The organism is Streptomyces sp. NPDC050439 (assembly GCF_040655335.1).
Taxonomy (GTDB): domain Bacteria; phylum Actinomycetota; class Actinomycetes; order Streptomycetales; family Streptomycetaceae; genus Streptomyces.
Genome location: NZ_JBFAJT010000001.1, coordinates 1,177,708 through 1,202,448, shown reverse-complemented (window position 1 = coordinate 1,202,448; position 24,741 = coordinate 1,177,708). Strand labels below are relative to the sequence as shown.

Here is a 24,741-nt window from a genome sequence, read left to right as displayed (position 1 = left end):
ACATCGGCTGGAGCTGCGCCGAGCATCGAAGCGCTTCGAAGAACAAGCCGAAGAATGCCCACGAGCCACTTCCGCCGTGCCCACCGCTCGCCAAGGGGACCCGCACGTGACCGCAAGCCCGCCGCCTTTCCGTGACCCCGAACTGCCCCTGGACCAGCGCGTGGACGACCTGCTGTCCCGGCTGACCACCGACGAACGCGTCGCACTCCTGCACCAGTTCACGCCCGGCGTCGAGAGACTGGGCATCGCCCCGTTCCGCACCGGACAGGAGGCCCTGCACGGCGTCGCCTGGATGGGCCCCGCCACCGTCTTCCCGCAGGCCGTCGGGCTCGGCGCCACCTGGAACGACGGGCTCGTCCGCCGCGTCGGCGAGGCCGTCGCCACCGAGGCGCGCGCCATGCGCGCACGGGACGACCGCGTCGGCCTCAACGTCTGGGCGCCCACCGTGAACCTCCTGCGCCACCCGCTGTGGGGCAGGAACGAGGAGGGCTACTCGGAGGACCCCCGGCTCACCTCCGCGATCGCCGTCGCCTACACCCGGGGCCTGCGCGGCGACCATCCGCACCATTGGCGCACCGCCCCGGTGCTCAAGCACTGGCTGGCCCACAACAACGAGACGCACAGGGACACTTCGTCCGCCTCCGTGCGCCCGCGTGTCCTGCACGAGTACGACCTGCGGGCCTTCCGGACCGCCGTCGAGGCGGGTTCCGTGGCGGGGGTGATGCCCGCGTACAACCTGGTCAACGGCCGCCCCAACCACCTCTCGCCGTACCTCCGCGAGCAGTTGCGCACCTGGACCGACCAGGATCTTCTCGTCTGCTCCGACGCGGGCGCCCCCAGCAACCTCGTGGACTCCGAGAAGTACTTCGACACCCACGAGGAGGCCACCGCGGCGGCCCTCGTCGCGGGCGTGGACAGCTTCACCGACCACGGAACCGACGCGAGCATCATCACCGGGCGCATACAAAGGGCTCTGGAACAGGGCCTGTTGAGCCAGGAGGGCATCGACACGGCGGTGCGCCGTCAGTTGTCCGTCCGCTTCCGGCTCGGCGAGTTCGACCCCGGGCAGGGGCCGTACGCGGACCCGGCGACGCATGCCTTCGACACCCCAGGACACCGCGCGCTCGCCCGGGAAGCGGCCGAGCAGGCCGTCGTCCTGCTGAAGAACGACGGGCTGCTCCCGCTGGACGAAGGGACCCGGATCGCGGTCGTCGGACTCCTCGCCGACGAGTGCAAGACCGACTGGTACAGCGGCACCCTGATCCACCGCAGCACCCCCCTCGACGGACTGCGCGAACGGTTCGGCGCCCAAGGCGCGGACAGGGTCACCTTCACCGAAGGCGTCGACCGGGTGCGCCTGAAGTGCGCGGCCGGCTGGCTCCACGTGCCGCACCACGCGGAGGACGAGCGGACCGCCGCCGCCGAGATCGCCCTGGATCCGGCACTGCTCGCGGGCCGCACCGACCTGCCGCCGCTGACCTGCGGCCCCGAGCCCACCGAGTTCGCACTCGTCGACTGGGGAGGCGGCGCGTGGACACTGCGCGCCCCCGACGGCCGCTACCTCTCGGTCGCCGACGACGGCTTCGTGCGCGCCTCGGCGGACCGGCCGGGCGGCTGGGTCGTACAGGAGACGTTCGCGCTGGTCGGCCACGGTGACGGGTACCTCATCGCGCACACAGGGACGGGTGGGTACGTCTCTGTCGCCGCCGACGGCGTGAAGGTTGCCGACGAGCCCGAGCTCTTCACCGTCGAGATCCTGGAACGCGGCGAGGACGCCGTGGCCCGTGCCGCCGCGCAGGCCGACACGGTGATCGTCGTCGCCGGGAACGACCCCCACATCAACGGCCGCGAGATCGAGGACCGCACCACGCTCGCCCTGCCGCCCCACCAGGACCGCCTGTGGCGCGCGGCCCGCGCCGCCAACCCGCGCACCGCGCTCGCCCTGGTCTCCGCCTACCCGTACGCGGTCACCGACGCCCAGGCCGAACTGCCCGCACTGCTGTGGACCGCGCACGGCGGACAGGCCGCGGGCACCGCGCTCGCCCGGGTGCTCGCGGGCGACGTGTCCCCGGCCGGACGCCTCCCGCAGACCTGGTACGCCTCCGACTCCGACCTGCCGGACCTGCTCGACTACGACATCATCGGCTCCCGCCAGACCTACCTCTACTTCGACGGAGCCCCGCTCTACCCCTTCGGGCACGGCCTGGGTTACTCCTCCTTCGCGTACGAGGACCTGGTCGCCGAGCGCGAAGGGCCCTCGCTGCACGTCGCGTTCACCGTCACCAACACCGGGCCCCGCGCCGCGGACGAGGTGGCCCAGCTCTACACCCGGGCGCCCCAAGAGGCCGCCTCGCTCTTCGCCCTGCCGCACCGGCAGCTCGCCGCACACCGCCGCGTCCACCTCGCGGCCGGTGCCTCCTGCCGTCTGGAGTTCCAACTGCCGCTGCCCGACCTGGGGTTCTGGGACGTGCGGCACGACCGCTGGGCCCTGGCTCCCGGCGCGTACGAGATTCTCGCCGGGGCCTCAAGCGCCGACATCCGGCTCACCGCCACCGTGGACGTCGACGGTGACCCGATCGCCGCGAGGCCGGTGCGGCGAGCGGCCCTCGCGGCGACCGGCTACGACGAACAGCACGGCACCGAGATCGTCGACCGCGCCAGGACGTCGGGCGACGCCGTACGTCCACTGGACGACGCGACGGGCGAACTCCTTTTCCGAGCCTGCGACTTCGGCGAGGAAGTGAGCGGTGTGTCGGTCGAGGCCGCGGGGTCCGGGGCCGTCGACCTCATCTCGGGCAGCACCGCCACCACCGTCACCGTCCCACCGACCGGCGGCATCTACGACTACGCCACGCTCACCTCCGGCTTCACCGTCTCCGGAGTGCGCGATCTGCGCGTGCGGCTGCGCGGCCCCCTGCGGCTCGCCCGGCTCGCCTTCACCGCCACCACCGCCCGGCCGAGGGAGACCGCATGAAGTTCACCGACGGCTTCTGGCTGATGCGGGACGGGGTGCGCGCCTCGTACGCCACCGAGGTCCGCGAAGTACGCGAAGGCGAGGGGCGGTTCACCGCGTACGCCGCCGTCCACCGGGTCCGCGAGCGCGGCGACACCCTCAACACGCCGCTCGTCACCGTCGAGTGCTTCTCGCCCGCCGAGGGCGTGATCGGCGTACGGGCGACGCACCACGCGGGAAAGGCCGCGCACGGCCCGGAGTTCGGCCTGAACGCCGCCGAGGGCGCGGGCCTCGTGAAACGCGAGGGCACGGTCACCGAACTCACCAGCGGACCGCTCACCGTACGCCTCGACAGCGACAAGCCCTGGGGCCTCGAATTCCTCGACGCCGACCGGCAGCCGCTGACGGCCGTCGAGCGCAGGGGCACCGGCTTCGCCACCGCGCCGGACGGCAGCCACCACATGATCGGCCAACTCGCCCTGGGCGTAGGGGAGTACATCTACGGCCTCGGTGAACGCTTCACCCCGTACGTCAAGAACGGCCAGAACGTCGACATCTGGCAGGCCGACGGCGGCACCAGCAGCGAGCAGGCCTACAAGAACATCCCCTTCCACCTCTCCTCGCGCGGCTACGGAGTCTTCGTCAACCACCCCGGCAAGGTCTCGTACGAGATCGGCTCCGAGTCCGTCGGGCAGGTCCAGTTCAGCGTCGAGGACCAGTCGATCGAGTACTTCGTCATCGCCGGACCCACCCCGAAGGACGTCCTGCGCCGCTACACCGCGCTCACCGGCCGCCCCGCGCTGCCGCCCGCCTGGTCGTTCGGACTGTGGCTGACGACCTCCTTCTGCACGCCCTACGACGAGGAGACCGTCACCGCCTTCGTCGACGGCATGGCCGAGCGCGACATCCCCCTCGGCGTCTTCCACTTCGACTGCTTCTGGATGCGCGAGTACCAGTGGACCGACTTCCGCTGGGACCCCGAGGTCTTCCCCGACCCCGAGGGCATGCTGCGCAGGCTCCGCGAGCGGGGCCTGAAGATCAGCGTGTGGATCAACCCGTACATCGCACAGAGGTCAGCGCTCTTCGCCGAGGCCGCCGACCGGGGCTACCTCGTGAGACGGCCGAACGGCGACATCTGGCAGTGGGACCTCTGGCAGCCGGGCATGGCCCTGGTGGACTTCACGAACCCGGCCGCCCGCGAGTGGTACTCGGGCCACCTGCGCACCCTCCTCGACCAGGGCGTCGACTGCTTCAAGACGGACTTCGGCGAACGCGTCCCCACCGACGTCGTCTGGCACGACGGCTCGGACCCCGCCCGCATGCACAACTACTACGCGCAGCTCTACAACAGCACGGTCTTCGAACTCCTGGAGAAGGAACGCGGCCCCGGGGAAGCCGTCCTCTTCGCCCGCTCCGCGACGGCTGGCGGCCAGCAGTTCCCCGTCCACTGGGGCGGCGACTGCTTCGCCTCGCTGGGCGCCATGGCCGAGTCGCTGCGCGGCGGCCTCTCCCTCTCGCTGTCCGGCTTCGGTTTCTGGAGCCACGACATCGGCGGCTTCGAGGGCACCCCGGACCCGGCGGTCTTCAAACGCTGGCTCGCCTTCGGCCTGCTCTCCTCGCACAGCCGGCTGCACGGCAACGTCTCCTACCGGGTGCCGTGGGCCTTCGGTGACGAGGCCGTCGAGGTGGCCCGGAAGTTCACGCGGCTCAAGCACCGCCTCATGCCCTACCTGTACGCGGCCGCCGTCGAGGCCCACCGCACGGGCGTCCCCGTCATGCGCCCCATGCTCCTGGAGTTCCCGGCCGACCCCGCGTGCCGCACCCTGGACCGCCAGTACATGCTCGGCCCCGACCTCCTGGTCGCCCCGGTCTTCACCGCCGAGGGGGACGTCGAGTTCTACGTGCCCGAAGGCACCTGGACCCACCTCCTGACCGGCGAGACGGTCCAGGGCCCGGGCTGGCGCCGCGAGACCCACGGCTTCGACAGCCTCCCCCTGTATGTGCGTCCCGGCGCGCTGCTCCCGCTGGGCGCCGACACCCAGCGCGCGGACGGCGACTGGCTCCAGGACCTCACCCTCCTTCTCACCCCGGAGGCGGACGGCACGCAGATCACCGTGCCGGACCTGGCGGGCCGGCCCGCGGCCGTCTTCCGCGCCGCACGGGACGGCGCGGAGGTCGAGGTCACCGTGGAGGGGAGCACACGCCCCTTCACGGTGCGGACGGCGGCGAACTGGCCGGACCTGGGCGGCAACCCTTCGGCGGGCGGCGGCGACAAGGACGTGTAAGCCGACCCTCACCGAAGGAATGAACCGGGAACATGACCCCACGAGCGAACAAGCGCGTCCGTCATCGCCGAGGTCTCACCAAGCGCCGTGCCGTCGTCGGCGGCATCGCCGCGCTCGGCATGACCGGCGCCGCCCTCCTCACCACCACCATGATGTCGACGGCGGGGGCGGCGACATCATGGCCCGAGGCCAAGGGCCAGAAGCCGACGTCCAAGACCATCGAGGTCTCCGGCACCTACGACGGCGGTCTCAAGCGCCACTACGGCACCGGGGACCTGGGCGGCGACGGCCAGGACGAGGGCCAGGACCCCATCTTCAAGCTGAAGGACGGCGCGAGCCTCAAGAACGTCATCCTCGGCTCCCCGGCCGCGGACGGCGTCCACTGCTCGGGCAGCTGCACCCTGCAGAACGTGTGGTGGGAGGACGTCGGCGAGGACGCCGCGACCTTCAAGGGGACGTCGGCAGGCTCGACGTACACCGTCTACGGCGGTGGCGCGAAGAAGGCCGACGACAAGGTCTTCCAGTTCAACGGCGCGGGCAAGCTGGTCGTCACCAAGTTCCAGGTCTCCGACTTCGGCAAGCTGGTGCGGGCCTGCGGCAACTGCTCCAAGCAGTACCAGCGGAACATCATCGTGAACGACGTCGACATCACCGCTCCCGGCAAGTCGATCGTCGGCATCAACACCAACTACGGTGACACGGCCGCCCTGCGCAACATCCGCATCCACGGCGACAGCGGCAAGAAGATCGCCACCTGCGACCGCTTCACCGGCAACAACACCGGCGCCGAACCGCCCAAGACGGGCACGGGCCCCGACGGCAAGTACTGCAGGTTCACGTCCGCGGACATCAGCTACAAGTAGCGGACACGGCGATGCGGCACGGCCCGACCGGCCGTGCCGCATCGCCGTTCCGGCTCAGCGTGCCGAGAAGCCGTGCACCGTGCTCGACCGGTAGGTCTGGCCGGGGCGCAGCACCGTCGAGGGGAACTTCGGCTGGTTGGGGGAGTCCGGGAAGTGCTGGGTCTCCAGGCACATGCCGTCACCCTGCCGGTAGGTGCGCCCCGAGGGCCCGGTGAGGGTGCCGTCCAGGAAGTTCCCGGAGTAGAACTGCACGCCCGGCTCGGTCGTGGCGATCTTCAGGGTGCGCCCCGACTCCGGGTCCCGCAGCGTCGCGAAGTGCTCGGGGCGCTTGGTGATGCCCTTGTCCAGGACCCAGTTGTGGTCGAAGCCCTTGGCGGTCACCAGCTGCGGGTGGGCGACGCGGATGTCCTCGCCGACCTTCTTCGCGCGCCGGAAGTCGAAGGGCGTGCCCGCCACCTTCGCCAGCTCGCCCGTCGGGATGAGTCCGGCGTCGGTGGACGTGAACCGGGAGGCGGCCAGGGCCAGTTCATGTCCCATGACGTCGCCGCTGCCCTCGCCCGCGAGGTTGTAGTACGTGTGGTTCGTCAGGTTCACCACGGTCGCCTTGTCCGTGGTCGCCGCGTAGTCGATGCGCCAGTCGCCGCGCGCGTCGAGCGTGTACGTCACGGTGACCCGCAGCGTTCCGGGGTAGCCCATCTCGCCGTCGACGCTCGTGTAGTGCATGCGCAGGCCGACGCCGGAGGAGTCCTTGAACGGCTCGACGTCCCACACCCGCGTGTCGAAGCCCTTGGCCCCGCCGTGGAGGCTGTTCTCGCCGTCGTTCACCGAGAGCTGGTGGGTCTTGCCGTCCAGGGTGAAGCGGCCCTTGGCGATGCGGTTGCCGTAGCGGCCGATGAGCGCGCCGAAGAAGGTGGTCCCGGCGACGTACGCCTCGATGGTGTCGTAGCCGAGGGACACGTTGGTGTACCGGCCGCGGCGGTCCGGGAGTTCCAGGGACTGCACGATGCCGCCGTACGAGAGCACCTTCATGCGGGTGCCGCCGTTGGCCAGGGACCAGCGGTAGACCTTGGTGCCGTCGGCCAGCTTGCCGAAGAGCTCCTTGGTGGGCGTACCGCCAAAACCCGGTGACGCGTACGAGGTGCCGGCGACGGCGGCGGTGAGGCCGACGGCGGCGGCGGATGCCAGGACGGTGCGTCTGCTCGTTTCCATGTGCGGCTCCAGACGGGGAGGTTGGGGAGAGGACTAGCGGCCGACCTTGCGCTTGTTCCAGACGTCGAACCCGACCGCGGCAAGGAGCACCAGGCCCTTGATGACCTGCTGGTAGTCGGTGCCGATGTTCACCAGGGACATGCCGTTGTTGAGGACGCCGAGCACCAGGCCGCCGATCACGGCGCCCATCACCGTGCCGACGCCGCCGCTCATCGACGCACCGCCGATGAACGCCGCCGCGATGGCCTCGAGTTCGAAGTTCAGGCCCGCCTGCGGGGTGCCCGCGTTCAGGCGCGCCGCGTACACACAGCCCGCGAGCGCGGCAAGGACGCCCATGTTCACGAAGATCAGGAAGGTGACGCGCTTGTCCTTGACGCCGGACAGCTTCGCCGCCGCCTTGTTGCCGCCGAGCGCGTAGACGTGGCGGCCGACGACCGCGTTGCGCATCACATAGCCGAGGGTGATGAGCAGACCGCACATGATGAGGAGGACCACGGGTACGCCGTGGAAGCTCGCGAGGGTCAGCGTGAAGGCGATGACGGCGGCGGAGATCGCCACCAGCTTGGTCACCCACAGGCCCGTCGGCATCACGTCGAGGTCGTAGGCCAGCTGCTGCTTGCGGCTGCGCCACTCGCGGAACAGCAGGAACGCGACCGTCACGAAGCCGAGCACCAGCGTCGGGTTGTGGTACTGCGTGTACGGGCCCATCTCGGGGATGAAGCCCTTGGCGATGTTCTGGAAGCCCTCGGGGAACGGCGAGAGCGACTGGCCCTCCAGGACGATCTGCGTGAGACCGCGGAAGAGCAGCATCCCGGCCAGGGTCACGATGAACGACGGGATGCCGACATAGGCGATGAAGAAGCCCTGCCACGCTCCCGCGACCGCGCCGATGAGGAGCGAGAGGACGAGCGCGAGCACCCAGGGCATGTCGTGCTTGACCATCATCACCGCCGACATGGCGCCGACGAAGGCGACCAGGGAGCCGACGGACAGGTCGATGTGGCCGGCGATGATGACGATCATCATGCCGATGGCCAGGATGAGGATGTAGCCGTTCTGCTGGATCAGGTTGGACACGTTGTTCGGCAGGAGCAGCGTGCCGTCGGTCCAGATCTGGAACAGGATGACGATGAAGGCCAGGGCGACGAGCATGCCGTACTGGCGCATGTTGGAGCGCACGCTCTGCAGCAGCAGAGCACCCGTGGACTCCTTGGCGGACGGTGTGGACGACGCGTCACGTGGTGGTGTGGTCGTGGTGGTCATGGCGGCTGCCTCAGCTTCTGTTCTTGGTCATGTGGCGCATCAGGAGTTCCTGGGTGGCGTCCGCGCGGTCGACCTCACCGGTCAGCCGGCCCTCGGCCATCGTGTAGATCCGGTCGCACATCCCGAGCAGCTCGGACAGTTCGGAGGAGATGAACAGCACCGCCTTGCCCGAGGCCGCCAGCTTGTCGATGACGGTGTAGATCTCGTACTTCGCGCCGATGTCGATGCCGCGCGTCGGCTCGTCGAGGATCAGGACCTCGGGGTCGGCGTGGATCCACTTGCTCAGGACGACCTTCTGCTGATTGCCGCCCGAGAGCCGCCCCACCTGCTCGAAGACGGTGGGAGCCTTGATGTTCATCGACTTGCGGTAGCGCTCGGAGACGGAGCGTTCCTTGTGTTCGTCGACGAATCCGTCCCCCCGTCGCATGCCCGAGAGCGAGGCCAGGGAGATGTTGCGGTTGATGTTGTCGATGAGGTTGAGGCCGTACTGCTTGCGGTCCTCGGTGACGTACGCGATCCCCGCGTCGACCGCGGCGGGCACGTTCTTCGTCAGGACCTCGCGCCCGCCGACGGCCACCGTGCCCGTGACGTACTGGCCGTAGGAACGCCCGAAGACGGACATCGCGAGCTCGGTGCGGCCCGCGCCCATCAGGCCCGCGATGCCGACGATCTCGCCGCGCCGCACGGTGAGCGACACGTCGTCGACGACCTTGCGGTGGTGGTCGACCGGATGCCGCACCGTCCAGCCCTCGACGGACAGGGCGAGCGATCCGGCGTCCTCGCCCTCGTAGGGCGTGCGGTCGGGGAAGCGGTGGTCGAGGTCGCGGCCGACCATGCCGCGGATGATGCGGTCCTCCGCCACCTGCGGTTCGGAGGACGGCGTCTCACGCACCGTCAGGGTCTCGATGGTCTGCCCGTCGCGCAGGATCGTCACCGAGTCGGTGATGGCCCTGATCTCGTTCAGCTTGTGCGAGATGATGATGCAGGCGATGCCCTGGTCGCGCAGCTCCAGGATGAGGTCGAGGAGCTTGGCGCTGTCCTCGTCGTTCAAGGCGGCGGTCGGCTCGTCGAGGATGAGCAGCTTCACCTCCTTCGACAGGGCCTTGGCGATCTCGACCAGCTGCTGCTTGCCCACCCCGATGTCGGCGACCGGGGTCTGCGGCTTCTCCTTCAGGCCGACCCGCTTGAGCAGCGCGCTCGCCCTGCGCAGCGTGTCGTTCCAGTCGATGAAGCCCCGCGTGCTCTGTTCGTTGCCCAGGAAGATGTTCTCGGCGATGGACAGATACGGGACGAGCGCCAGCTCCTGATGGATGATCACGATGCCGTGCTTCTCGCTGGCGCGGATGTCCTTGAAGGCCATCTGCCGGCCCTCGAAGTGGATCTCGCCGTCGTAACTGCCGTGTTCGTGGACGCCGCTGAGGACCTTCATCAGCGTCGACTTGCCCGCGCCGTTCTCGCCGCAGATCGCGTGGATCTCCCCGGGGCGCACGGTCAGGTTCACGTCGGAGAGCGCCTTGACGCCGGGGAACGTCTTGGTGATGCCGCGCATCTCCAGCACGGGCCCGCTCATGAGAGCTGCCCTGCCTTGAAGTAGCCCTCGTCGACGAGGAGTTGGGTGTTGGACTTGTCGATGCTGACCGGGTCGAGAAGGAAGGACGGCACGGTCTTCTTGCCGTTGTTGTAGTCCTCGGTGTTGTTCACCTTGGGCTTCTTGTCGTTCAGGACCGCGTCACCCATGGCGACCGTCTGCTTGGCCAGCTTGCGGGTGTCCTTGAACACCGTCTGCGTCTGCTCGCCCCGGATGATGGACTTCACCGACGCGAGCTCCGCGTCCTGCCCGGTGATGACCGGCAGCGGCTGGCTCTTGGAGCCGTAACCCGCGCTCTTCAGCGCGGAGATGATCCCGATCGAGATCCCGTCGTACGGCGAGAGGACCGCGTCGACCTTCGCGGAGCCGTAGTTCTTGCTGATCAGGTCGTCCATGCGCTTCTGCGCGGTGCCGCCGTCCCAGCGCAGCGTGGTCGCCTGGTTCATCTTCGTCTGCTTGCTGCGGACGGTGAGCTGGCCGCTCTTGAAGTACGGCTCGAGCACCTTCATGGCGCCGTTCCAGAAGTACTTGGTGTTGTTGTCGTCCGGTGAGCCCGCGAACAACTCGATGTTCTTGGCGTCGCCGCCCTTCTCGGGCTTGCCCAGCTTCAGCTTGTCGACGATGTACTGGGCTTCCAGACGGCCGACGCGCTCGTTGTCGAACGACGCGTAGTAGTCGACGTTCTCCGTGCCGAGGATGAGGCGGTCGTACGAGATCACGGGGATGTTCGCGTCGGCCGCGCGCTGCAGGACCTCGGTGAGCGCGGAGCCGTCGATGGCGGCGACCACCAGGAGACTGCGCCCCTTGGTGATCATGTTCTCCAGCTGGGCGATCTGGTTCTCGACCTTGTCGTCGCCGTACTGCAGATCGGTCTTGTAGCCGGCCTTCTCGAACTGCTCGGCCATGTTGTTGCCGTCGGCTATCCACCGCTCGGAGGACTTGGTGGGCATCGCGAGACCGATGGTGCTGCCCTTGCCCTCTTCGGGCTGATAGCGGCTGCCGCCCTTGGCCTCCTGGCCGCAGGCGGTCAACGAGCCGAGCAGGACGACGGTGGCCACCGCGGCGGTGAGCCGCATGCGGGATATGCGGGTTCTCATGGATCAGTCCCCTTCCGGGACGGGGAAGCGCTGGAGCTCGCCGGGCAGGCGTGAGCCGAGCGGAGACATCCCGCCGTCCGCGCCGTGCCGGGCGAGCAGGTCGAGGGCGAGACGGCCACGCCGGACCCGCTCGCGGGCGGTGTCCAGGGTGTGGTCGCGCAGGTGGGCACCGTAGGGGTAGATGCCGGGTGACTTGCTCAGACCGAACTTGAGGTAGAGCGGGGCGCCGCGCCGGATCAGTTCGGCGGCCTCGTACATCCGGACGTAGCCGCCGAGGTCGTCGGGCGCCTCGACGTACAGGTCCATCGGGGCGCGGCTGGTCCGGCGGATCTCCGTGAAGTGGTCCAGGGTGAGGTCGGACGGGACGTTGAGCGAGTCGGCGCCGAGCCGCTCGTAGACCGCGTACGACGCCGGGTTGACGGGGCCGATCAGGGCCGACACCTTGAACGTGGTGTCGGCGGGGAGCACACCGGCGACCCGCAGCCGGTGCAGCGTCCACAGCACGCCCTCGTCGGCGACGAGGAGGCATTTCACGCCCAACTCGGTGGCCCGCACGGCGTCTTCGACGCAGCCGGCGAGCGCGTCATGGCCGCGCGAGCGCAGCCCCGCGCCGCCGGAGTCGGTGCGGGTCGCTGCACCGATGTCCCAGGTGCCGCGCGGCCCGGTGAACAGGCACAGCTCGATGTCCCGCTCGGCGCAGGCCTCCACCATCTCGGTGATCTCGACGTCGGAGAGCATCCAGATGCCGCTGCCCTGGCTGATCCGGTGGACCGGCACGTCGAGCCGCGAGCTCTCCTTGAGGACGACGGCCAGCGCCTCCGGCCCCTCCACGGAGGGGATCTCGGTGCGCCAGGTGCCGCCGTCGGGGAACGCGTGCGGGGACGCGTCGGCCGGATCGACGGCGGGTACGGGGTGCCCGATGCGGGCGAGGGCGTCGACGCCGGGGCGGCGAGGTGCTGACGGGCTGGTCACGGGACTCCCATACGCAGTGAACTCTGCTGTGTTCGATACTTCGGACATTGGTCGGTTCGGTGGGTACGTCTCAGGCACGTCTCAGGGGCGCAGCAGCACCTTCCCGGTCTTCGGGTCGCCGCCGCCGACCAGCGCCACCGCCTCGCCGAACTGCTCCAGCGGGAACTCGTGCGTGATGAGCGGCGCCGGGTCGAGCAGGCCGAGCCCGAACGCGCGGACCGCGTCCGACCAGGCGCGGGACGGCGCGCCGAAGACGCTGCGCACCTCCAGCTGACTCAGCGAGAGATGCACCGGGTCGATGCCGGCCGCGCCGGGCGTGAACATGCCGGTCAGCACGACCCGGCCGCCCCTGCGCGCGAGCAGACACGAAGAGGCGGCCGTGGTCGGCGCCCCCGCGGTCTCCACCACGAGGTCGAAACGGCCGTGGTACCCCTCCGCCTCGGCGGGCGTCAGGCTCTCGCTCGCCCCGAACTCAAGTGCCTGGCGGCCGCGCTCGGCCCGCGGGTCGATCACGACGAGCTCGCCGGGCGAGGCCGCGGCGAGGAGCTGCACCGCCAGCATCCCGAGGGTGCCCGCACCGACCACCGCGATCCGCTCGCCGGGCCTCGGCCGCCCCGTCCGCACCGCGCCGGCGATCACCGCGGCGGGTTCGAGCAGGGCCGCGGCGGCCAGGTCCGCGTCCGCGGGCAGGAGGTGCAACAGCCGGGCGGGCACGACGACGTGGTCGGCGAAGGCACCGGGCTCGGTGAAGCCGGTCTCCGCGTAGCCGCCGCCGCACAGGCTCGTCTCGCCCTCGCGGCAGCGCTCGCAGGTCCCGCAGGCCCGGAACCCCTCGGCGACGGTCTTCTGCCCGGTGAGCGTCGGGTCGACGCCCTCGCCGGTGGCCTCGACGGTGCCGGACCACTCGTGCCCGGGGATCACCGGATAGCGCACGTAGGCGGGGTCCCGATGACCGTCGTACACCTCGCGGTCGCTCATGCAGATCCCCGCCGCCGCCACCCTGACCAGGACCTCACCGGGTCCCGGCTCGGGCCGCGCCCCGACCGTGAGCCGGTGCTCGCCCGGCCGGTCGACGACGATCGCGCGTGAGTCGCCGCTCACGCGCCGGCCGCCTTGGGGGCGCGCTTCTCCCAGCCCTCGGCCCACAGGTCGAACCGCGCCTGCTGCTGCGGGAACTCGGCCGCCGCGTCCGTGTCGAGCTCGACGCCGAGGCCCGGTTCGTGCGACACCTCGAAGTAGCCGTCGACGACCTGGGGAGCGCCCTTGACGACCTTCTTGATCTCCGCGTCCGCGAAGTCGTTGAAGTGCTCCAGGATCTTGAAGTTGGGCGTGCAGGCGGCGACTTGGAGCGAGGCCGCGGTCAGCACCGAGCCGCCGACGTTGTGCGGCGCGACCAGCGTGTAGTGCGTCTCCGCGGTCGCGGCCAGCTTGCGGGTCTCCAGGATGCCGCCGATGTGGCCGACGTCCGGCTGGATGATGTCCGCGGCCTGCGACTCGAAGAGCTCGCGGAACTCGATCCGGTCGTGGATGCGCTCGCCGGTGGCGATCGGCATGTCGACCTTGGCGGCGACCTTCTCCAGGGCCTTGAGGTTCTCCGGCGGCACCGGCTCCTCGAGCCAGGCCGGCTTGAACGGCGCCAGTTCCCGCGCGAGGCGCACGGCGGTGGACGGGCTGAACCGGCCGTGCATCTCCAGCATCAGCTCGGCGTCCGGACCGATCGCGTCCCGCACCGCCTCGATGAGCGAGACCGCGTACGACGTGCCCGCCTGGTCGAGCTCGAAGTGCCCGGTCCCGAACGGGTCGATCTTCAGGGCGCGGTAGCCGCGCTCCATCACGGCCTGTGCGGCCTTGTGGTAGGCCTCAGGAGTGCGCTCGGTGGTGTACCAGCCGTTCGCGTAGGCCTTGACCTTGTCGGTGACCTTGCCGCCCAGAAGCTGCCAGACCGGCACGCCGAGCGCCTTGCCCTTGATGTCCCAGCAGGCCATCTCCACACAGGCGATGCCCGACATGACGATCTCGCCGGCCCGGCCGTAGTCGCCGTACTTCATCCGCCGCACGAGGTCCTCGACCGCGAACGGATCGGACCCCACGACGTGATTGGCCGCCGCCTCGCGGAGGTAGCCGAGCAGGGCGTCGGTGTGGCCGAGCATGCGGGTCTCGCCGACGCCGGTGAGCCCCTCGTCGGTATGGACCTGGACGTAGGTGAGATTGCGCCACGGCGTCCCCACCACGTGCGTGCTGATTCCCGTAATACGCAAGGCAGTTGCCCCTTGGTTGTTCGGTATTTCGTCACACGTTCGAAATGTTGGCGTGACCGTATTCACGCAGGCGGCAGGGTGTCAATGGGTCGCGCGAAACGGTCTTGGGCCGACCCGTGACCCTCGGGCCGTTGCGCGTCGAACGTCGCTGTGTCTAGCCTGTGTTCGTCATATCGATCGTTGACCGAAGTTTCGGACGCGTCTGCAAGCCTGACGTGGACGCGATTTCGGCCGCACGGGGTGGGAGGCCGACCATGGGACGACTCGTTCCCGCGGTGACCAGGGCGCTGGACATACTGGAACTGTTCCTGGAGGGCGACGGGACGCTGTCAGCCCCCGAGGTCACCCGCAGGCTCCGGCTGCCGCGGACCACCGTGCACGAACTGCTCACCACCCTCGCCGCCCGCTCGTACCTTGTCCAGATACCGGACCAGACGGGTCGATACCGCCTCGGCGTACGGGCCTACCAGCTCGGCAGCCGGTACGCGGAGCAGCTCGACCTCGCCGCGGAGGGCCAGCAGGTGGCCCGCGAGGTCGCCGAGACCTGCGACGAGACGGTCCACGTGGCGGTCCTGGAGGACACGGACGTCATCTACATCGCCAAGGTGGACTCCACGCACGCCGTGCGCATGGTCTCCGCCGCGGGCCGCAAACTGCCCGCCCACTGCACGTCGGTCGGCAAGATGCTGCTCGCCTCGCTGCCCCAGACGGAGCTCGAATCCCGGCTCGCGGGGCGGGAGTTGGCGGCGATGACGCAGAACAGCATCACGGAGCCGGACGCGCTGCTCGCCGCGCTCGCCGACATCCGGGAGCGCGGTGTCGCGGCCGAACACCGCGAGTCGAACCCGGACGTCAGCTGCGTGGCCGCCCCGGTCCGCGACAGCGCGGGTCAAGTCGTCGCAGCGCTCTCCATCTCTGTGCCGATGATCCGCTGGAGCGAGCAGCGTGAAGAGGAACTGGCCGAGCTGGCGGCCAAGGGCGCGGGTGACCTCTCGGAGCGCCTGGGCCACCGCGGACGCTAGTGCGCCGACTCAAGGTCCAGGAGCCGCCGCTTGGCCTCCAGGCCACCCGCGTACCCGGTCAGTGAGCCGTCGGCGCCGATGACCCGGTGGCAGGGGCGGACGACGAGCAGCGGGTTGCGTCCGATCGCCGTGCCCAGGGCGCGCACCGCCACACGCGAGAGGCCGAGCTGTTCGGCGAGCTTCCCGTACGTCGTGGTCGTGCCGTACGGGAGGGTGTCGAGGGCCTGCCAGACCCGCCGCTGGAAGTCGGTGCCGACGCCGCTCGCGTACTGGATGTCAAAACGCGTCAGGGTCCCGTCGAAGTACGCGCGCAGCTGCCCGGCGATCACGGCGAAGGCCTCGTCGTCGCGCACCCACCCGTCCTGGACGACGACGCCGCCCTTCTGTCCCGGCAGGGACAGCGACGCCAGCGCGATGCCGCCGTGCGCGGTGGCCGACTCCTCGCCGACCAGCAGCAGCTCGCCCAGCGGGCTCTCGACGGTCGTGTAGACGGCCTTGGCCATGACCTTGCTCATCAGGTGCTCCCTCTCACCCCGGCGACCTGTCCCCGGTGACGTCCCCAAGTCTGCGGGGGTACGGGGGCGCGCGGCTGGCGGGATTCGGACGTGGCGCTCATGAGGGTGTCAGCGTCAGACGGGCGCCGCTCGTGCGGTCGGACGAAGGTCCGGTCTCAAGGAGGAGCTCGCCCGGCTCCACGACGGACTCCAGGGCGCGGTCCAGCGAGGCAAGGGTATCCGCCTCGACGACGAAGGCGACCTCGGCCCGCTCGCCGGGGGCCAGGTCCACGCGGGCGAAGCCCCGCAGCTCACGGACGCGCGGCCAGGAACAGGATCCCGAAAGGCGGCGCACATAGAGCTGCACGGTCTCCCGCACGGGGCGCGCGCCCGTGTTCGTCACGGCGACGGTGCAGGTGAGCGCCGGGTCGGTGACCGGGGCCCGGGTGCGCGAGAGGCGGGGCTCCCCGTACTCGACGGTCGTGTACGAGAGCCCGTGGCCGAAGGCGTGCAGCGCGGTGGCGGGCTGGTCGACGTAACCCCGGTAGCCGTGATCCTTGGCGTTGTAGAACACCGGCAGCTGGGCGGCCGAGCGCGGCACGGAGACCGGAAGCCGCCCCACGGGTTCCGCGCGCCCGAAGAGCACGTCGGCCACCGCCCGGCCTCCCCACGGTCCCGGATACCAGGCGCAGAGCACGGCACGGGCCTGCCCGGACAGCTCCGGCACGGCATGCGGCCGCCCCTGGACGAGGACCACGACGACGGGCGTGCCGGTGGCGGCCACGGCGTCGAGCAGCGCCGACTGGCCGCCCGGCAGACTCAAGTCGGCGAGGTCGACCCCTTCGCCGCAGATCATGCCCACCGGGGCGCCCGAGGCGACGACGGCCGCGCCGTTGCTGTCGAAGCGCGTGTCGGCCTCCCGTGCGCTGGACCCGCCGAGCACGAGCACGGCCGTGTCCGCGCTCGCGGCGAGCGCCACCGCCTCCGCGATCCCGGCGCGGTCGTCGCCGACCAGCTCACAGCCCCGCGCGTACGTCACGTCGACCCCTTGCGGCGCAACCGCCCTGATGCCGTCGAGGACGGTCAGGCCGGTGCCGGGGCGTTGCGGCGCGGTGTAGTCGCCGAGCTGCTGGGGGAGCGCGTCGGCGTTCGGGCCGATGACGGCGATGCGGGGAGGGGTCGCCAGGGGGAGGGTCGCCCCGTCGTGGCCCAGGAGGACGACGGACTCGCGGGCCAGCCGCTCGCTCAGCTCCTCCATGGCGTGCGCGTTCTCACCAGTCTGCTCGCCGATGTAGGGCCGCTCGAAGAGACCCAGACGGAACTTCAGCGTCAGGACGCGGGCGACCGCCGCGTCCAGGGCGTCCTCGGAGACCAGGCCCCGCTCCACCGCCTCCGCGAGCCGGGGGAAGCAGCCGTCCCACAGGCTCAGGTCGGTGCCCGCGTCCAGCGCGAGCGCGCCCGCGGCGACCGGGTCACCGGCGAGACGCACGAGACGGTCGAGCGCGCACCCGTCGGCCATGACCAGACCGGTGAACCCCCAGCGCTCGCGCAGCAGACCGGTGAGCAGCGCGCGGTTGGCCGCGCACGGCAGACCGTCGAACTCGTTGTACGCGGCCATGACGCCGGCCGCCCCGGCGCGAGCTCCCGCCCGCGCCGCGACCAGGTGGATCTCGTGGAGTTCGCGCGGGCCGAGCTCCGTGGCCGCGCTGTTGCGGCCGCCGACCGTCGCGCCCTGCCCTGCGAAGTGCTTGAGCACGACCGCCGCCCGGTCCGGGGCGTACGAGGTGCCGCCGCCCTGCATGCCCCGCACGAGCGCCTCCGTGAAGCGCGCCGCCAGATACGGGTCCTCGCCGAAGCACTCCTCGGCGCGGCCCCAGCGTGGATCCCGGACGAGGTCGAGCGCGGAGACGAGGGCGACATGGCCGCCCCGGGCGCGCAGCTCGGCCGCCGCGCCCGCCGCCGCGGCCTCGTACAGTTCCGGGTCCCAGGTCGCGCCCACCGCGAGATTCACCGGCAGGACCGTGCCGTCCAGGGCCTGATGGCCGTGCGGGACCTCCTCGACGAGGAGGACCGGGATGCCGAGCCGGGTGCTCGACATGACGTGCCGCTGCACCGAGTCGGCCACCCGCGCCGCGTCCGCCGCGGTGATGCCGTCCGCGAGCGTCACGCCCGACCACGGGTCGGCCCGCTGAAGGCCGTACAGCGCGCCCATCCCGTCGAACGCGGCGACCTCGGCGCGGAAGGCGTCCGTCAGGCGGTGTCCGTCCCGAGGGTCGGCCGTGCGCTCGTAGGCGTCCCAGCCGTACATCCGCTGGTTGACCTGGCCCACCTTCTCGGTGAGCGTCATCCGGGAGAGCAGATCGCGCACCCGGTCGGCGACCGGGGCGTCCGCCTGCCGGTACAGCGGCCCGCTCATCGCTGTTCGAGGACGCGCACGCCGAACGGGGCGAGCCGCACCTCCTCCACCGCCTCGCCGGTCTCCCGGTCGTGCAGCGAACCCTTCACCGAGGGACGCGCCGTCAGCTCCTCGTCCGACTGGCTGACCAGCCACACGAAGCGCCGCCCGTCCTCGTGCACCAGGGCGTCCGCCGATATGTACGGGCTCTCGACGGTGACCGGCCGCTCCACGCCCGCGAGTTCGGCAAGGGCCGCGTACAGCCGGTGCGTCTGCTCGGGGTTGACGCGGGCCGTGCGCGCGGCCATGTGCTCCAGGGGGTAGGTGGCGAGGACCGTGCGGCCCCGCCCCGTCTCGTGGACGAGGAGCGCCGGGCGGCCGTGCGCGTCCTTCGCCACGACGCGCGCCCCGGTCGGCACGACCGGCAGATAGGCGCGGCTGTCCTCGTTTCCGGCGACCGGGAAGCGCAGGGTCTCGCCCGCCGCGATGCCCCCGAACTCCTCGGTGAAGGTCATCTCGAGGACGTCGTCCTCGATGGGTTCGGCCACTCCATAGGTGAGCTGGAGCTCGACCCCGAAGAGACCGTCCAGGTCGTCGAACCACGGGCCGCGCGTCCCGGGGTGCTCGCCGGAGCAGAACGAGAGATACACGGTGGCGCCCTCGCGGGCCCGCCGCTCCAGCTCGCGCCGGGTGCGGGTGGTCAACTGCCGGGTGGACGGCAGGAGATACAGCGCCGCGTCCCCGGGAAGCCCGTCCGCCTCGCGCATCAGGCCCACCGGGAGGTCGGCCCCGCGCGCGGCGACGTATCCCTGGTGGAGGGAGGTGAAGATCAGCGGCCGGTCGGCGGGGCGGCTGTAGGGGTAGCCGCGCTCCAGGAAGGCGGGCACGACGAGCGCCGCTTCCGCGTCCGAGCGGCGGCAGCGGGCGAAGTCGACCTGCTTCAACACGGTTGAGAACGCGGCGAGTTCGTGGAGTGGGGCCTTTGGAGTGCCCGTGCTGTCCGTGATGCCGAAGTGCATCTCGAAGGGGTGATGGTCGTACGGCGACTGGTCCCACAGGTCGTCGTAGTCGGTGTTGTTCCAGGCCATCCAGCCGGTCGCGCCGCCGAGGAGGGAGTTGTGGAGCGTCTGGCGGTAGTAGATGCCCGCGTTCTCGGCCGACACGGTGTCCGTGGAGAGGCCGAACTCCTCCAGGATCACCGGCTGTTCGGTGACTCCGGCCAGCTCGCACTCGAACGCGGCGCGGTAGTGCTGACGTACGCGGTCCGTGTCGGAGCGGTAGACGTGCGGGCCCACGAAGTCGACGTACTCGGCCGTGTCCCGCAGAGAGAAGCCGTTGTCGCGGCCCGTCACCTCGATGCCCCACGCGCCGTCGCCGAGCGACACCGGCTGGGTGCCGCCCGCCGCGCGTACCGCGTCGCACATGAACTGGGCCCAGGCGGTGACGACATCGCTCGACGGCGGGTCCACCTGGTAGATGCGGCCGTAGCCCGGCATCTCGTTGGTGATGAGCCAGCCGGTGACGGCCGGGTGGTCCTTGAAGCGGCGCGTCATCTGCGACACGAACCACGCCTGGCGGCCGACGAGCCACACGTCCTCGTACAGGTCGCGGTCCCCGCGCCACGCCGGGTCCCAGTTCTCGCCCGACATGTGCCCGACGATGAAGGTGGGCACCGTGCCCATGCCCGCCTCGGTGTGCGCGTCGAGGAAGTCGCGGAAGCGGTCGCACAACTCCTCGTCGATCCGGTGCGGTTCGGGGTGGAAGTCCGGCCAGTAGAAGAACGAGCGGGTCATCGTCAGGCCGTGCTCACGCAGCACGGAGAGTTCCTCCCGGACCGTCTTCGGGTCGTAGTTCCGCCACATCAGCGGACCGCCGGTACGGGACCAGAAGTTGGCGCCGATCCAGGGCAGGACGGCGGAGTCGTGGGTGAGCTGGGCGCTGTGGCGTCGCATGGTGGTACTCAGGTCTTTCCGTGCGGGGGTGGAGAGGTGATCTGAAGCGGCGGTCAGTGGGCGGGGCCCGTCGACTCGCGGACGACAAGGCGTGGCCGGTCGTCGAGCGACACGGGCGGCACGTCCTCGCCGCACTGCGCGAGCAGCGCCCGCGCGGCGGCCGCGCCGACCCGCTGCACCTGCTGGTCGACGGTCGTCAGACGCGGGTGCAGCCAGCGGCCGATCGGAAGGTTGTCGTAGCCGACGACGGACAGGTCGTCCGGGACGCGCAGGCCGGCGCGTTGGGCCGCGCCGATGCCGCACACCGCCATGGAGTCGTTGGCGTACATGACGGCGGTGGGGCGCTCCGCCATGCCGAGGAGTTCCTCCGTCGCGGCGACCGCCGCCGCCTCGGAGAAGTCGGTGCTCAGGACGGCGGCGGGCGCAAGTCCCTTGAGCAGCAGGGTCTCTTCGAATACCGACCGGCGCAGCCCGGTGTGCAGCAGTTCGCCGGGCCCCGACACATAGGCGATGCGTCGGTGGCCGAGCTCCATGAGGTGGTCGACGGCCTCGTGTATGCCGGCGCCCTGGTTGCCCAGGCCCACGGTGGGCACGGGCGCGTCCGGGTGGGGCGCGCCGAGCAGCACGGCGGGCAGCCCCAGGCAGCGCAGGAGCGGCGGGCGTGGATCGTCGGCGCGGGCGTCGGTCAGGACGGCGCCGTCCACGCGGCCCTCGGCGGCCAGACGCTCGTACAGCGCGCTCTCCTCGGCCACGTCCGTGACCAGGTGGAGCAGCAAGCCGTAGCCGCGCGGCGCCAGTTCGCCCTCCAGGCCGGTGATCAGCTCGCTGAAGTGCGGGTCGGCGCCGAGCACGTCGGTGGGGCGGCGCACCACGAGGGCGAGCGTGCGGGTGCGCGCGCTGCGCAGCGCCGTGGCCGTGGCGCTGGGCGACCAGCCGAGCTCGGCCGCGGCGTCCAGGATGCGGCGCCGGGTGGCCTCGGAGATGCGGCCCTTGGCGTTGAAGGCCTGCGAGACGGCGGCCGTGGAGACCCCGGCCGCCGCGGCGACCGCCTTGATCGTCGGACGCCCGCCGCTGTCCCTGCCCGACGTGATCGACCCGTTCACATCTTCACCGCCCCACTGACGAGGGCCTGCTGCATCCGCTTCTGCAGCACCGTGTAGACGGCCCATACCGGTACGAGAGTCAGTACCGTACCGGCGGTCAGCACCCCGTAATCCGTCCCCGTCAGGGACTTGAGGGTGGGCAGGGCGACCTGCACGGTGCGCTGGGACGGGTCGGGGCCGATGATGACGAGCGAGTAGAGGTACTCGTTCCAGAACGTCAGGAAGTTCAGGAGCAGCACCGTCGCGATGCCGGGCAGACACATCGGCGTGTAGACGTGCCGCAGGACCGCGAACGTCGACGCGCCGTCCATCCGCGCCGCCTCCTCCATCTCCTTGGGGATGGTCCGCATGAACTGCACCAGGATGACGACGGACAGCGGCATCGCGGTGGCGGGCAGGAAGAGCACCATGAACAAGCGGGTGTGGAACAAGCCCGTCGCCGCGGCGAGCAGGAACGTCGGGAAGAGCGCGGCGAACGTCGGGATGAGGAAGCCGAGGGAGAAGACCTTCTCCACGAACGCGCCGAGCGGGCCCGTCGCGCGGGCGATCGCGAACGCCGCCGGAATCGCGAGCGCCAGCGTCAGCACCAGCGAAAAGACCGTCACCAGCGCCGAGTTGACGACCGCGAGCCCCAGGTCGGCGCTCTCGAAGGCCGTGCCGAAGTTGCCGAAGGACAGTGAGGTGGGCAGTGAGAAGGGGCTTGCGAAGATCTGCTCGTTCGTCTTGAAGGCGGAGGCGAGCAGGTAGTAGAGGGGGACGACGAGCAGCGCCGCGTACGCCCACGCCACGATGTGAGCGGGCAGCCAGGACTTTCCGTGTTTCACAGTGACCTCAGTAGTTCTGGCGAAAAGCGCGGCGGATGGTGAGCAGGCCGACGAGGCCGACCAGGAAGAGGATCACGCCGACGGTCTGGCTGTAGCCGAGGTCGGCCGCGATGAACGCCTTCTGGTAGACGAGGAACGACAGCGTCGTCGACGAACTGCCGGGACCGCCCTGCGTCAGGAGCAGGACGTGCTGGGCCGACCCGAAGAACGTCCAGAGGAACTGGAGCATCGTCACCACGCCCACGTACTCGCGGATGACCGGGAAGTGCACGCGCCACATCGTCCGCCAGTGCCCGGCGCCGTCCAGTTGTGCCGCCTCACCCAACTCCTCGGGCACACTCCCGAGCCGGGCCGCGAACAGGACGGCGGTGAAGCCGATGCCACCCCAGACGTCGAGCACGATCAGACAGGCGAGCGCCGTCGAGGGAGAGGCGAGCCAGGCGTCGGTCACCGAGCCGAGGCCCACCGACTTCAGCGCGCCGTTGACCAGGCCGTCGGGGGAGAGCGCCGCGTAGAACACCATCGCCTTGGCCGGGGTGGAGATCAGGCCGGGGATGAAGAGGAGGTAGCGCAGGACCTTGTGACCCGGCGGCTTCTGCGCCACGTAGTAGCCCAGCATGTACGCGCACACGATCATGATCGGCAGCGCGACGGCGAGCTGGACCGCCGTGTTGCGCACGGCGTCCCAGAACACCGGGTCGTCGAAGACCGTGCGGACGTTGTCGAACCCGGCGAACGAGACGGGCTGCAGCATGCCCGGCCAGTGCAGGGCCGCGATCACGAAGATCGCGATCATCGGGCCGACCATGAACACCAGGTACCAGACCAGGGCGGGGACGGCGAGGATCGTGCCGCCTTCCTGGCGGCGCCTGCGGACAGGTGGCTTGGCGGGTGCGGGGCGGACCTCGGTCCCGCCCGGCGTCGACATCGTTGTCGTCATCTCGGGTGACTCCCAGAAGGCTCGGGCAGCTCGGCCGGGCGGCTCATGCGGTGCGGTACGCGGCTTCGAGCACGGAGCGCACCTTGGCGGGACTCGTGCCGCGCGTGAAGGCCGTGCTGGTCGCGGTGATCAGCGGCTGGGTCGCGGCAGGCGGCACGTACAGATCGGGCAGCAGGGCCTGGCTGACGTCGGTGCCGAGCTGCTGCGCGGCGGCGACCAGCGGGAAGTCCGTGCTGAGGGTGTCGGAGCGCAGCGCCATGTCGCGGCCGCTCTCCTTGATGAAGCGCGAGACGGTCTCGGGGCGGTACATGAAGCGCAGGAACTTCTCGACCGCGTCCAGCTTCTTCGTGCCGTTCGGGCTGATCCAGAAACCGATCAGGGTGTACGTGCGCAGGATCGTCGGCTTCTCGTGCGCGGCACCCGGGGCGAGCGGCCACCCGCCGACCTCGGTGTGCCGCGCGATCTTCTCCGGGACCTTGGCGAGCGCCGACGACATGGCGGACTGGACGGCGGCGGCGCCCGTGTTGAACTGCGTCGTCATCGTGTCGGAGGTCAGGCCCTGCGCCTTGTCGGCGAAGACGCCCGCGTCGCGCAGGGCGGTGAAGTACTCGATGCCCTCGCGGGCGCCACGGCTGCCGCTGAAGTCGCCGCTCGTGAAGACCTTCCGCGCCTCGTCGGGGGAGAGGAAGGTCTGGATGATCTGGGCGAGGAGCTTCTGGCCCGTCCAGTCGTTGCCGCCGACGGTCACCGGCGCGATGCCCTTGGCGCGGAGCTTGCGGGCCGCGCCGATCAGATGGTCGCCGGTGGTGGGGATCGCGTCGACCCCGGCCTTGTCGAGCAGCGCGGTGTTGTAGGCGACCGGCCAGTTGGTGGCGAAGTACGGGAAGGCCCGCAGCCGTCCCTTGCCGTCGGTCCAGGCGTCCAGGGCGACGGGCAGGACGCGCTTACGCAGCCCCCAGTCGTCCATGTAGCCCTTGACGTCGACGGTGGCCCCGACATCGGTCCAGGCCAGCGTCTTGTCGTAGAGGTTCACCATGACGACGTCCGGCTCCTTGCGGGCCAGCCGTGAGGTCTCGTAGACCTGCGCGAGGTCGTCGCCGTTGACCAGGTTCTTCACCTTCAGGCCCGGGTTCTCGTCCCGGAAGGTGTTCAGGGCGGACAGGTACGTGGGCGAGCCCGGCGCGGTGGTGCCGAGCTGGCTGTGCACCACGAGCGTGTCGGGATCGGAATCCGCCGACGCCAGCGTGGAACAGCCGGCGAGGGCGGGCAGGGTGGTGGCGGCGGCCAGGCCTGAACCTGCGGCGAGGAAGCCGCGCCGACTCATCGTTGAGCGCACAGCGAGATGACTCCAACCAGGGCGATGACAACCAGGGGTTAATCGATATACCTGCGGGGGTGCGAGGAGCGTAGAAGTGCTTCGTTGAATGGTCAATCCCCTGTTGCGCACGGTGAATCTTCCGGCGAAAGCGGCAAAAAGGTCACCGAGTGTTGGTTGAGCCGAAGTGGCGCCCGCCACGTCTTTA

18 protein-coding genes are annotated in these 24,741 nt (G+C 70.4%); 4 read left to right on the top strand and 14 right to left on the bottom strand.

The features are described from left to right. Nucleotides 1–106 precede the first annotated feature (106 nt). The 3 genes from AB0I66_RS05355 to AB0I66_RS05345 are packed head-to-tail and all read left to right on the top strand — an operon-like array spanning nucleotide 107 to nucleotide 6,101. Nucleotides 107–2,974: a glycoside hydrolase family 3 C-terminal domain-containing protein gene (locus tag AB0I66_RS05355; protein WP_363206338.1), complete on the top strand. Its 2,868-nt coding sequence runs from the start codon at nucleotides 107–109 to the stop codon at nucleotides 2,972–2,974. After that, nucleotides 2,971–5,238 (top strand): alpha-xylosidase, encoded by a 2,268-nt coding sequence (gene yicI / locus AB0I66_RS05350; RefSeq protein WP_363206337.1) that lies wholly within the window; start codon nucleotides 2,971–2,973, stop codon nucleotides 5,236–5,238. The genes AB0I66_RS05355 and yicI overlap by 4 nt, the downstream gene beginning before the upstream one ends. 32 nt (nucleotides 5,239–5,270) lie before the next feature. Further along, entirely contained in the window at nucleotides 5,271–6,101 is an 831-nt protein-coding gene (locus tag AB0I66_RS05345) for a pectate lyase (RefSeq protein WP_363206336.1), read from the top strand. Nucleotides 6,102–6,155: 54 nt separating this feature from the next. Here the strand turns inward: AB0I66_RS05345 and AB0I66_RS05340 are convergent, their stop codons facing one another. Genes AB0I66_RS05340 through AB0I66_RS05310 form a run of 7 tightly spaced genes read right to left on the bottom strand, consistent with a single transcriptional unit; the run spans nucleotide 6,156 to nucleotide 14,488 of the window. Then, complete coding sequence (locus AB0I66_RS05340) at nucleotides 6,156–7,310, bottom strand: aldose epimerase family protein (RefSeq protein WP_363206335.1); 1,155 nt, start codon at nucleotides 7,308–7,310, stop codon at nucleotides 6,156–6,158. A 33-nt stretch (nucleotides 7,311–7,343) separates the two neighbouring features. Continuing rightward, entirely contained in the window at nucleotides 7,344–8,573 is a 1,230-nt protein-coding gene (gene mmsB, locus AB0I66_RS05335; protein ID WP_363206334.1) for a multiple monosaccharide ABC transporter permease, read from the bottom strand. A 10-nt stretch (nucleotides 8,574–8,583) separates the two neighbouring features. Further along, a complete protein-coding gene (gene mmsA / locus AB0I66_RS05330) occupies nucleotides 8,584–10,143 on the bottom strand; it encodes a multiple monosaccharide ABC transporter ATP-binding protein (protein ID WP_363206333.1) in 1,560 nt (519 codons plus the stop codon). Then, the gene (gene chvE / locus AB0I66_RS05325) at nucleotides 10,140–11,258 is read right to left on the bottom strand and encodes a multiple monosaccharide ABC transporter substrate-binding protein (protein ID WP_363206332.1); all 1,119 of its coding nucleotides are present in this window, start codon (nucleotides 11,256–11,258) and stop codon (nucleotides 10,140–10,142) included. The genes mmsA and chvE overlap by 4 nt, the downstream gene beginning before the upstream one ends. 3 nt (nucleotides 11,259–11,261) lie before the next feature. Then, nucleotides 11,262–12,278: a hypothetical protein gene (locus AB0I66_RS05320; RefSeq protein ID WP_363206331.1), complete on the bottom strand. Its 1,017-nt coding sequence runs from the start codon at nucleotides 12,276–12,278 to the stop codon at nucleotides 11,262–11,264. A 33-nt stretch (nucleotides 12,279–12,311) separates the two neighbouring features. Beyond that, entirely contained in the window at nucleotides 12,312–13,331 is a 1,020-nt protein-coding gene (locus AB0I66_RS05315; RefSeq protein ID WP_363206330.1) for an alcohol dehydrogenase catalytic domain-containing protein, read from the bottom strand. Next, nucleotides 13,328–14,488: a mandelate racemase/muconate lactonizing enzyme family protein gene (locus AB0I66_RS05310; RefSeq protein WP_363206329.1), complete on the bottom strand. Its 1,161-nt coding sequence runs from the start codon at nucleotides 14,486–14,488 to the stop codon at nucleotides 13,328–13,330. The genes AB0I66_RS05315 and AB0I66_RS05310 overlap by 4 nt, the downstream gene beginning before the upstream one ends. 254 nt (nucleotides 14,489–14,742) lie before the next feature. Between AB0I66_RS05310 and AB0I66_RS05305 the strand changes: the two genes are divergently transcribed. Next, nucleotides 14,743–15,510, top strand: coding sequence for an IclR family transcriptional regulator (locus AB0I66_RS05305; RefSeq protein WP_363206328.1), 768 nt, complete (start codon nucleotides 14,743–14,745; stop codon nucleotides 15,508–15,510). On the opposite strand, the gene AB0I66_RS05300 is transcribed toward AB0I66_RS05305, so the two are convergent. The 7 genes from AB0I66_RS05300 to AB0I66_RS05270 form a co-directional block, all read right to left on the bottom strand. Next, the gene (locus AB0I66_RS05300) at nucleotides 15,507–16,025 is read right to left on the bottom strand and encodes a methylated-DNA--[protein]-cysteine S-methyltransferase (RefSeq protein WP_363206327.1); all 519 of its coding nucleotides are present in this window, start codon (nucleotides 16,023–16,025) and stop codon (nucleotides 15,507–15,509) included. The two genes, AB0I66_RS05305 and AB0I66_RS05300, sit on opposite strands and share 4 nt — an antisense overlap. 97 nt (nucleotides 16,026–16,122) lie before the next feature. Beyond that, nucleotides 16,123–18,420: a glycoside hydrolase family 3 N-terminal domain-containing protein gene (locus AB0I66_RS05295; RefSeq protein ID WP_363206326.1), complete on the bottom strand. Its 2,298-nt coding sequence runs from the start codon at nucleotides 18,418–18,420 to the stop codon at nucleotides 16,123–16,125. Beyond that, nucleotides 18,417–20,351 carry a cellulase family glycosylhydrolase gene (locus AB0I66_RS05290; RefSeq protein ID WP_363206325.1) on the bottom strand — a complete coding sequence of 645 codons (1,935 nt, stop codon included), beginning with the start codon at nucleotides 20,349–20,351 and terminating at the stop codon, nucleotides 18,417–18,419. Before AB0I66_RS05290 ends, AB0I66_RS05295 begins: the two co-directional genes overlap by 4 nt. A 53-nt stretch (nucleotides 20,352–20,404) precedes the next feature. Continuing rightward, on the bottom strand, nucleotides 20,405–21,454 hold the full coding sequence (locus tag AB0I66_RS05285; RefSeq protein ID WP_363206324.1) for a LacI family DNA-binding transcriptional regulator: 1,050 nt from the start codon (nucleotides 21,452–21,454) through the stop codon (nucleotides 20,405–20,407). Continuing rightward, the gene (locus tag AB0I66_RS05280) at nucleotides 21,451–22,278 is read right to left on the bottom strand and encodes a carbohydrate ABC transporter permease (RefSeq protein WP_363206323.1); all 828 of its coding nucleotides are present in this window, start codon (nucleotides 22,276–22,278) and stop codon (nucleotides 21,451–21,453) included. Before AB0I66_RS05280 ends, AB0I66_RS05285 begins: the two co-directional genes overlap by 4 nt. Nucleotides 22,279–22,285: 7 nt before the next feature. Then, a complete protein-coding gene (locus tag AB0I66_RS05275; protein ID WP_363206322.1) occupies nucleotides 22,286–23,218 on the bottom strand; it encodes a sugar ABC transporter permease in 933 nt (310 codons plus the stop codon). Nucleotides 23,219–23,261: 43 nt separating this feature from the next. Continuing rightward, nucleotides 23,262–24,554 carry an ABC transporter substrate-binding protein gene (locus tag AB0I66_RS05270; protein ID WP_363206321.1) on the bottom strand — a complete coding sequence of 431 codons (1,293 nt, stop codon included), beginning with the start codon at nucleotides 24,552–24,554 and terminating at the stop codon, nucleotides 23,262–23,264. Nucleotides 24,555–24,741: the final 187 nt, after the last annotated feature.

Excerpts from the sequence above, each read along its gene's own strand:
- yicI (WP_363206337.1), top strand. The coding sequence starts at position 2,971 with ATGAAGTTCACCGACGGCTTCTGGCTGATGCGGGACGGGGTGCGCGCC.
- AB0I66_RS05345 (WP_363206336.1), top strand. The coding sequence starts at position 5,271 with ATGACCCCACGAGCGAACAAGCGCGTCCGTCATCGCCGAGGTCTCACC.
- AB0I66_RS05340 (WP_363206335.1), bottom strand. The coding sequence starts at position 7,310 with ATGGAAACGAGCAGACGCACCGTCCTGGCATCCGCCGCCGCCGTCGGC.
- mmsB (WP_363206334.1), bottom strand. The coding sequence starts at position 8,573 with ATGACCACCACGACCACACCACCACGTGACGCGTCGTCCACACCGTCC.
- mmsA (WP_363206333.1), bottom strand. The coding sequence starts at position 10,143 with ATGAGCGGGCCCGTGCTGGAGATGCGCGGCATCACCAAGACGTTCCCC.
- chvE (WP_363206332.1), bottom strand. The coding sequence starts at position 11,258 with ATGAGAACCCGCATATCCCGCATGCGGCTCACCGCCGCGGTGGCCACC.
- AB0I66_RS05320 (WP_363206331.1), bottom strand. The coding sequence starts at position 12,278 with ATGTCCGAAGTATCGAACACAGCAGAGTTCACTGCGTATGGGAGTCCC.
- AB0I66_RS05305 (WP_363206328.1), top strand. The coding sequence starts at position 14,743 with ATGGGACGACTCGTTCCCGCGGTGACCAGGGCGCTGGACATACTGGAA.
- AB0I66_RS05300 (WP_363206327.1), bottom strand. The coding sequence starts at position 16,025 with ATGAGCAAGGTCATGGCCAAGGCCGTCTACACGACCGTCGAGAGCCCG.
- AB0I66_RS05295 (WP_363206326.1), bottom strand. The coding sequence starts at position 18,420 with ATGAGCGGGCCGCTGTACCGGCAGGCGGACGCCCCGGTCGCCGACCGG.
- AB0I66_RS05290 (WP_363206325.1), bottom strand. The coding sequence starts at position 20,351 with ATGCGACGCCACAGCGCCCAGCTCACCCACGACTCCGCCGTCCTGCCC.
- AB0I66_RS05275 (WP_363206322.1), bottom strand. The coding sequence starts at position 23,218 with ATGACGACAACGATGTCGACGCCGGGCGGGACCGAGGTCCGCCCCGCA.